Source organism: Thioclava sp. UBA3469 (genome assembly GCF_002378135.1).
In the GTDB taxonomy this organism is placed as follows: domain Bacteria; phylum Pseudomonadota; class Alphaproteobacteria; order Rhodobacterales; family Rhodobacteraceae; genus Thioclava; species Thioclava sediminum.
The window spans coordinates 1-6741 of the sequence record NZ_DFRG01000220.1 but is presented as its reverse complement, the minus strand read 5'-3'; the positions used below and the strand labels follow the sequence as shown (position 1 = coordinate 6741).

The window sequence follows — 6741 nt, the reverse complement described above, 5'->3', positions numbered from 1 at the left end:
GCGTCGGCAGGGGATTACCCGCCGCAGCTTCATGAAATATTGCTCGCTGACGGCGGCGGCGCTGGGTCTCGGTCCGGCCTATGTGCCCAAGATCGCCCATGCGATGGAAACCAAGCCGCGCACCCCGGTGATCTGGGTGCACGGGCTCGAATGTACCTGTTGTTCGGAAAGCTTCATCCGCTCGGCCCACCCGCTGGCCAAGGATGTCGTGCTCTCGATGATCTCGCTCGACTATGACGACACGCTGATGGCGGCGGCGGGCGCGCAGGCGGAAGCCGCGCTGCAGGACACGATCGACAAGTACAAAGGGAATTACATCCTCGCCGTGGAGGGCAATCCGCCGCTCAACGAAGACGGGATGTACTGCATCGTGGGCGGCAAGCCCTTCGTGGATCAACTCCGCCACGCTGCCGAGCATGCGAAAGCCATTATCTCCTGGGGCGCCTGCGCCTCCTATGGCTGCGTGCAGGCTGCCGCCCCGAACCCCACGCGCGCCACCCCGGTGCACAAGGTCATCACCGACAAGCCGATCATCAAGGTGCCGGGCTGCCCGCCCATCGCCGAGGTGATGACCGGCGTGATTACCTACATGCTGACCTTCGACCGGATGCCCGAGCTGGACCGTCAGGGCCGGCCGCAGATGTTCTATTCGCAGCGCATCCACGACAAGTGCTACCGCCGTCCGCATTTCGACGCCGGTCAGTTCGTCGAGACGTGGGACGACGAGAACGCGCGCAAGGGCTATTGCCTCTACAAGATGGGCTGCAAAGGGCCGACCACCTACAACGCGTGCTCGACCGTGCGCTGGAACGAGGGTGTCAGCTTCCCGATCCAGTCGGGTCACGGCTGTATCGGCTGCTCCGAGGACGGGTTCTGGGATCAGGGCTCCTTCTACGACCGGCTCACCAACATCAAGCAATTCGGGATCGAAGCGAATGCCGATGTGGTCGGCGGCACCACGGCGGCCGTCGTCGGCGGTGCGGTGGCAGTTCACGCTGCCGTCTCCGCGCTCAAACGCGCCCAGAAGAAGAACGAGGAGGCGTAATCCATGTCGGTTCTCAACACGCCGAACGGCTACACGATGGACAATTCGGGCAAGCGGGTCGTCGTCGACCCGGTGACCCGGATCGAAGGTCACATGCGCTGCGAAGTGAATGTGGACGAAAACAACATGATCACCAACGCGGTCTCGACCGGCACGATGTGGCGCGGGCTCGAGGTGATCCTGAAGGGCCGCGATCCGCGCGACGCTTGGGCCTTCACCGAGCGGATCTGTGGCGTCTGCACCGGCACCCACGCGCTGACCTCGGTCCGTGCGGTGGAAGATGCGCTGGGGATCCAGATCCCCGACAATGCGAATTCGATCCGGAACATGATGCAGCTCGCGCTGCAGATCCATGACCACATCGTGCATTTCTATCACCTGCACGCGCTCGATTGGGTCAATCCGGTCAACGCTCTGCGCGCGGACCCGAAGGCGACTTCGGAGCTGCAGCAGAAGGTCAGCCCGAGCCATCCGCTCTCCTCCCCAGGCTATTTCCGGGACGTGCAGAACCGTCTCAAGAAATTCGTCGAAAGCGGGCAGCTCGGGCTGTTCAAAAACGGCTACTGGGACAATCCGGCCTATCTGCTGCCGCCGGAAGCGGATCTGATGGCGACGACGCACTATCTGGAGGCGCTCGATCTTCAGAAGGAGATCGTGAAGGTTCACACCATCTTCGGGGGCAAGAACCCGCACCCGAACTGGCTGGTGGGCGGCGTGCCGTGCCCGATCAATATCGACGGCGTCGGCTCGGTCGGTGCGATCAACATGGAGCGGCTGAATCTCGTGTCGTCGATCATCGACAAGTGCCAGGAGTTCAACGAGAACGTCTATATCCCCGACGTGATCGCGATCGGCGGCTTCTACAAGAACTGGCTCTATGGCGGTGGTCTCTCGTCGCAGGCCTGCCTCGCCTATGGCGACATCCCGGAGAACCCGAACGACTTCTCGCCCGAGCAGCTTCACCTGCCGCGTGGCGCGATCATCAACGGCAATCTCAACGAGGTGCATGACGTCGATCCGCGCGATCCCGAGCAGGTTCAGGAATTCGTCGATCACTCCTGGTACACCTATGGCGAGCCCGGAAAGGGCCTGCACCCGTGGGATGGCGTGACCGAGCCGCAATACGAGCTCGGGCCGAACGCAAAAGGCACGCGGACCAATATCATCGAGCTTGACGAGGCTGCGAAATACAGCTGGATCAAGGCCCCGCGCTGGAAGGGGCACGCGATGGAGGTCGGTCCGCTCGCGCGTTACGTCGTGGGCTACGCCAAGGGTCACGAGGACATCAAGAACCAGGTCGATGGTCTGCTGCGCAAGATGGACCTGCCGTTTAATGCGGTCTTCTCGACGCTGGGCCGGACCGCGGCGCGGGCGCTGGAATCCGAGTATTGCTCGCGTCTGCAGCGGCACTTCTTCGACAAGATGATGACCAACATCAAGAATGGCGACGAAAGCACCGCCAATGTCGAGAAATGGGATCCGTCGAGCTGGCCGAAAGAGGCCAAGGGCGTCGGCATGACCGAGGCGCCGCGCGGCGCGCTGGGGCATTGGGTCAAGATCAAGGACGGGCGCATCGAGAACTACCAATGCGTCGTGCCCACCACCTGGAACGGTTCGCCCCGTGACACGCAGGGCAATATCGGTGCCTTCGAGGCGTCGCTGATGAACACCAAGGTGGAGCGTCCCGAAGAGCCGGTCGAAATCCTGCGCACCCTGCACAGCTTCGATCCGTGCCTTGCCTGTTCGACCCATGTGATGTCGCCCGACGGCGAAGAGCTCACCACCGTCAAGGTGCGCTGAGGGAGGAGGAAATCATGAAGAAACTCGCACTCGCATTTAGCGTGATCGCAGGTCCTGCGCTGGCCCATCCGGGCCACGCGGTGGCGCCGGGGGCCGAGGGTCACACCATCGCCCATGTCGCGATGGCGGCCGGCGCGATCGCCCTGGCCTATGTGGCCGTCGAGATCGCCCGTGCCGTCAAGCGCGTCCGCAAGGAGTAAGGGCGATGGAGGACACGATCCACACGCCAAACCCCAAGGCGACAGGGGCCTTCGAGGCCTCCCGCCTGACTGGCGACGCGACCGAGGAAGATCTCGACTCGATCCGCCGCCGGACCTCCGTCTATGTCTACGAGGCGCCCGTGCGCCTCTGGCACTGGCTCAACGCGCTGATGATCACGGTGCTGATCGTGACCGGCTTCCTGATCGGTGCGCCCCTGCCGTCGCTGCAGATCGGCGAGGCGACCGAGCAATTCGTCATGGGCTATATCCGCTTCGGCCATTTCGCGGCGGCGCAGGTCCTGACGGTGATCTTCTTTGGGCGCATCTACTGGGCCTTCGTGGGCAATCACCACGCCCGCCAGCTGTTCTACGTGCCGGTCTGGCGCAAGCGCTGGTGGAAAGAGCTGGGGCACGAGCTGCGCTGGTATGCGTTCCTCGAAAAGACGCCGAAGAAATACGTCGGCCACAACCCGCTGGCACAGCTTGCGATGTTCTTTTTCATGACGCTCGGGATCACCTTCATGCTGATCACCGGCTGGGCGCTCTATGCGGAAGGTGCGGGGCAGGGCTCTTTACCCGATACGCTGATGGGCTGGGTGCTGGGCCTCGTGCAGAACTCCCAGAGGCTGCACACGCTGCACCATCTGGGAATGTGGGCCATCGTGATCTTCATGATCGTGCACATCTACGCGGCGATCCGCGAAGACATCATGAGCCGTCAGTCGATGGTCTCCACGATGATCTCCGGCCACCGGACGTTTAAGGACGATCGTATCGAGTAACGGTTCGTGCGGTGGTAGGGCGAACGGGCGCGGGTCAATCCGCGCCCGTTCTGCATTGAGGCGCGGATTCGAGCTGTTTCCAGCGTTGCGCTGCCGGTGAAAGGATTTATTGCGAAATTCCTACATGAGTGGAAATATAGTTTCCACTTTGGCGAGTTCGATAGCGGCGCATTTCCAGGGAAAATCTCGTAGAAACAAAGGCTAGACAGATTGTCGCAGTTTCGTGCGATTTCCGTGAAACCTGCCCCGCTGCAAAGCCTATTGTCGGTTCGAGGCGAGGATGGCAACGCGCTTGCCGCCTCGGGGAGAGGGAGGAAATCATGTCGGATTTTGCGCCGGACCGGGTGCTCGTTCTGGGTATCGGGAACGTTCTTTGGGCGGATGAGGGCTTCGGCGTGCGCTGCGTCGAGGTCATGGCCGAGACCCGCGCCGTGCCGGAGAACGTCAAGCTCTTGGATGGCGGCACGCAGGGCTTGTATCTGCTGCCGTTTCTCGAAGAGGCCGATGCGCTGATCGTCTTCGATGCGATCGATTTCGGGCTGGAGCCGGGCGAGATGCGGGTGCTGCGCGACGAGGACGTCCCCGCCTTCATGGGCGCCAAGAAGATGAGCCTGCACCAGACCGGCTTTCAGGACGTGATCGCCACGGCGCAGCTGATGAACCGCTGCCCGGCGAAGCTGACGCTGATCGGCTGCCAGCCGGTCGAGCTGGAGGATTACGGTGGCGGTCTGCGCCCTGCGGTCGCCGCCCAGATCGAGCCCGCGATCCGCGAATGCGAAGCCGAACTGGCGCGCTGGGGTATTTCGGTCGCGGCAGGCGTGACGCAGGCCGATGACCTTGCCGATGCCTCGATCCGTCGTGGCGCGTACGAAGGGGGCCGCCCGACCGAGGGCGAGGCCTGCCGGATGGGCGATCACCGCTTCTTCCCCGGCGCCGAGAAGGTCCGTGCCTGATGTGCGTCGGAATCCCGGTTCAACTGGTGGCGGTCGATGGCATCCGCGGCGAGGTTCTCGAAGAGGGGCAGCCCGGCATCATCGACCTGTCGCTGACGCCCGACGCCAAGCCCGGCGACTGGCTTCTGGCCTTTCTCGGGGCTTCTCGCGAGGTGATCACCGAGGACGAGGCGACTAAGATCGCGGCCGCGCTTGGCGGGCTGCGGGCCCTGATGCAGGGCGGCGATCTCGGCGATGCTTTCGCCGATCTCGACGCTCGCGAGCCGCAACTGCCGCCCCATCTGCAAGCCGCGCGCGATGCCGGCAAAACGACTGCCTGAGGAGAGACACATGCACGATTTCGCAATGCCCGATACGGCTGCGCCCTCGGGCGCGATGCACCCGCTGGTGACCCGCCTGATCGACGAGATGGGCTATCCGCTTCTGGCGAACATGTCCGATGTGGCCGAGTTCACCGCGCGTCCCGGGGCGCATTGCCTGTTCATTCCGGGCGACGCCAAGCGCAACCTCGAGACCCCCGACGCCGCCGTGGTGCTGCCGGAAATCCGCATGGCCTTCCAGCACGCCTTCGACTGCGCCGTGGTGAGCGATGCGATCGAGACCGAGTTGCGCCAGCAGACCCGCGCGCTGAAAGCCCCGGGTTTCCTGTTCTACCGTGAGGGCGCGTATCTCGGCGCGATCGAGAAGATCCGCGACTGGGACGATTACGTCGCCCGCACCTCCCATATCCTGACCGCGAAAGGCTGAGACGATGGTTTCCAATTTCCACCTTCCGCCCATGGGCTTCGGTCCCGGCTCGCAACCCGAAGACGAGGATGCGCAGCTCGAATATATGAAGCTGCCCTCCGGCATGCGCACCTACTCTGCGCATATGCCTGACATCGACGACCCGTCCAGCGTCACCCCCGCGCTCAAGACGCTGGCCGATGTGGCGAAGGCCTGCGAGGCGGCGGCGCAAGGCGGCATGGCGAGCTTCGATCTGAGCCATCTCGATGCCGAGAACCGCGCGCTCATCGCGGAGACGATGGGGCAGGGCGAGGTCGCGATGAAGATCCGCGGTATCCCGGCGCTGGCGGTGCAGGAGTCGGTCTTCGCGGGCGTCTGGATGATCGCGGGCGCGGGTGTCGACAAGATCGAGGTCGGTCCGGTCCCCTCGGCGGCGTTGAGCCGCGCCTTCGAGCCGTTCCGTAAAGCCGAAGGCAAGACCCATCCGCGCGGTCCGGGCGTTGTGAACGCCCCGGCGCTGATGGCCGAACTGGAGGATAAATCGGGCAGCTTCATGGGCGGCGAGCCGCATGTGGTGAACCTGACCCTGCTGCCCCATACCGAGGAAGACCTCGTCTGGCTCGATGCGGCGGCGGGCGAAGGCGCGGTGACGATCCTGTCGCGTGGCTACGGCAATTGCCGCGTCACCGCGACCGCGCTGCCCCATGTCTGGCGTGTGCAGTTCTTCAACTCGATGGACACGCTGATCCTCGACACGTTCGAAGTGACCACGATGCCCGAGGTGGCGATCGCCGCGAAAGAGGACCTCGTCGACTCCGCCGAGCGGATCGTCGAAGTGCTGGAGGCGATCCGATGAGCGTTGCGGGGTTCGAGGGAAGCTACATGGGCGCCAATGACCGGATTTCCGATCAGGCAATCATGGAATGCAAGATCTGCTGGACGCCTTACGATCCGGCGGAGGGCGACGATTTCCGCCAGGTCTTGCCCGGCACGCCGTTCTCAATGCTGCCCGAGGACTGGCATTGCCCCAATTGCGACGCGCCGAAAGAGCAGTTCATGGTGCAGACCGATCCAGGCGCGCCCGCGATGCTGGAGGCGCGCCGGATCGAGGAACAGGTGGCCAAGCTCACGGCCGATTTCCGCGAGGTCTGGCATTCGAAGATGCGCGACGTGCCCTTGGTGAACAAGGCGCTCTCGGTCGAGCCGGTGGGCTTCGTCTCGCACGAGGGGCGCGG

The 6741-nt window shown here is 63.8% G+C and carries 9 protein-coding genes; all 9 read left to right on the top strand.

Features of this window, described 5'->3' with window-relative positions:
• On the top strand, positions 1 to 1045 hold a 1045-nt coding region (locus B3D39_RS16205), incomplete at its 5' end, for a hydrogenase small subunit (protein ID WP_286789881.1).
• A 3-nt stretch (positions 1046 to 1048) separates the two neighbouring features.
• Complete coding sequence (locus B3D39_RS16200) at positions 1049 to 2845, top strand: nickel-dependent hydrogenase large subunit (protein WP_038145393.1); 1797 nt, start codon at positions 1049 to 1051, stop codon at positions 2843 to 2845.
• A gap of 14 nt (positions 2846 to 2859) precedes the next feature.
• On the top strand, positions 2860 to 3045 hold the full coding sequence (locus tag B3D39_RS16195) for a hypothetical protein (protein ID WP_274961501.1): 186 nt from the start codon (positions 2860 to 2862) through the stop codon (positions 3043 to 3045).
• A gap of 5 nt (positions 3046 to 3050) precedes the next feature.
• Entirely contained in the window at positions 3051 to 3827 is a 777-nt protein-coding gene (gene cybH, locus B3D39_RS16190; RefSeq protein ID WP_038145390.1) for a Ni/Fe-hydrogenase, b-type cytochrome subunit, read from the top strand.
• Between the two features lie 320 nt (positions 3828 to 4147).
• Entirely contained in the window at positions 4148 to 4780 is a 633-nt protein-coding gene (locus B3D39_RS16185) for a HyaD/HybD family hydrogenase maturation endopeptidase (RefSeq protein WP_274961500.1), read from the top strand.
• On the top strand, positions 4780 to 5100 hold the full coding sequence (locus B3D39_RS16180; RefSeq protein WP_038145386.1) for a HypC/HybG/HupF family hydrogenase formation chaperone: 321 nt from the start codon (positions 4780 to 4782) through the stop codon (positions 5098 to 5100). Before B3D39_RS16185 ends, B3D39_RS16180 begins: the two co-directional genes overlap by 1 nt.
• A 10-nt stretch (positions 5101 to 5110) precedes the next feature.
• Positions 5111 to 5527, top strand: coding sequence for a hydrogenase accessory protein (locus B3D39_RS16175; protein WP_274961499.1), 417 nt, complete (start codon positions 5111 to 5113; stop codon positions 5525 to 5527).
• A gap of 4 nt (positions 5528 to 5531) precedes the next feature.
• Complete coding sequence (locus tag B3D39_RS16170; protein WP_274961498.1) at positions 5532 to 6362, top strand: hydrogenase expression/formation protein; 831 nt, start codon at positions 5532 to 5534, stop codon at positions 6360 to 6362.
• On the top strand, positions 6359 to 6741 hold a 383-nt coding region (hybE, locus tag B3D39_RS16165), incomplete at its 3' end, for a [NiFe]-hydrogenase assembly chaperone HybE (RefSeq protein ID WP_286789880.1). The genes B3D39_RS16170 and hybE, both read left to right, overlap by 4 nt.

Coding starts and splice junctions, on each gene's coding strand:
- B3D39_RS16200 (WP_038145393.1), top strand. CDS start 1,049: ATGTCGGTTCTCAACACGCCGAACGGCTACACGATGGACAATTCGGGC.
- B3D39_RS16195 (WP_274961501.1), top strand. CDS start 2,860: ATGAAGAAACTCGCACTCGCATTTAGCGTGATCGCAGGTCCTGCGCTG.
- cybH (WP_038145390.1), top strand. CDS start 3,051: ATGGAGGACACGATCCACACGCCAAACCCCAAGGCGACAGGGGCCTTC.
- B3D39_RS16185 (WP_274961500.1), top strand. CDS start 4,148: ATGTCGGATTTTGCGCCGGACCGGGTGCTCGTTCTGGGTATCGGGAAC.
- B3D39_RS16180 (WP_038145386.1), top strand. CDS start 4,780: ATGTGCGTCGGAATCCCGGTTCAACTGGTGGCGGTCGATGGCATCCGC.
- B3D39_RS16175 (WP_274961499.1), top strand. CDS start 5,111: ATGCACGATTTCGCAATGCCCGATACGGCTGCGCCCTCGGGCGCGATG.
- B3D39_RS16170 (WP_274961498.1), top strand. CDS start 5,532: ATGGTTTCCAATTTCCACCTTCCGCCCATGGGCTTCGGTCCCGGCTCG.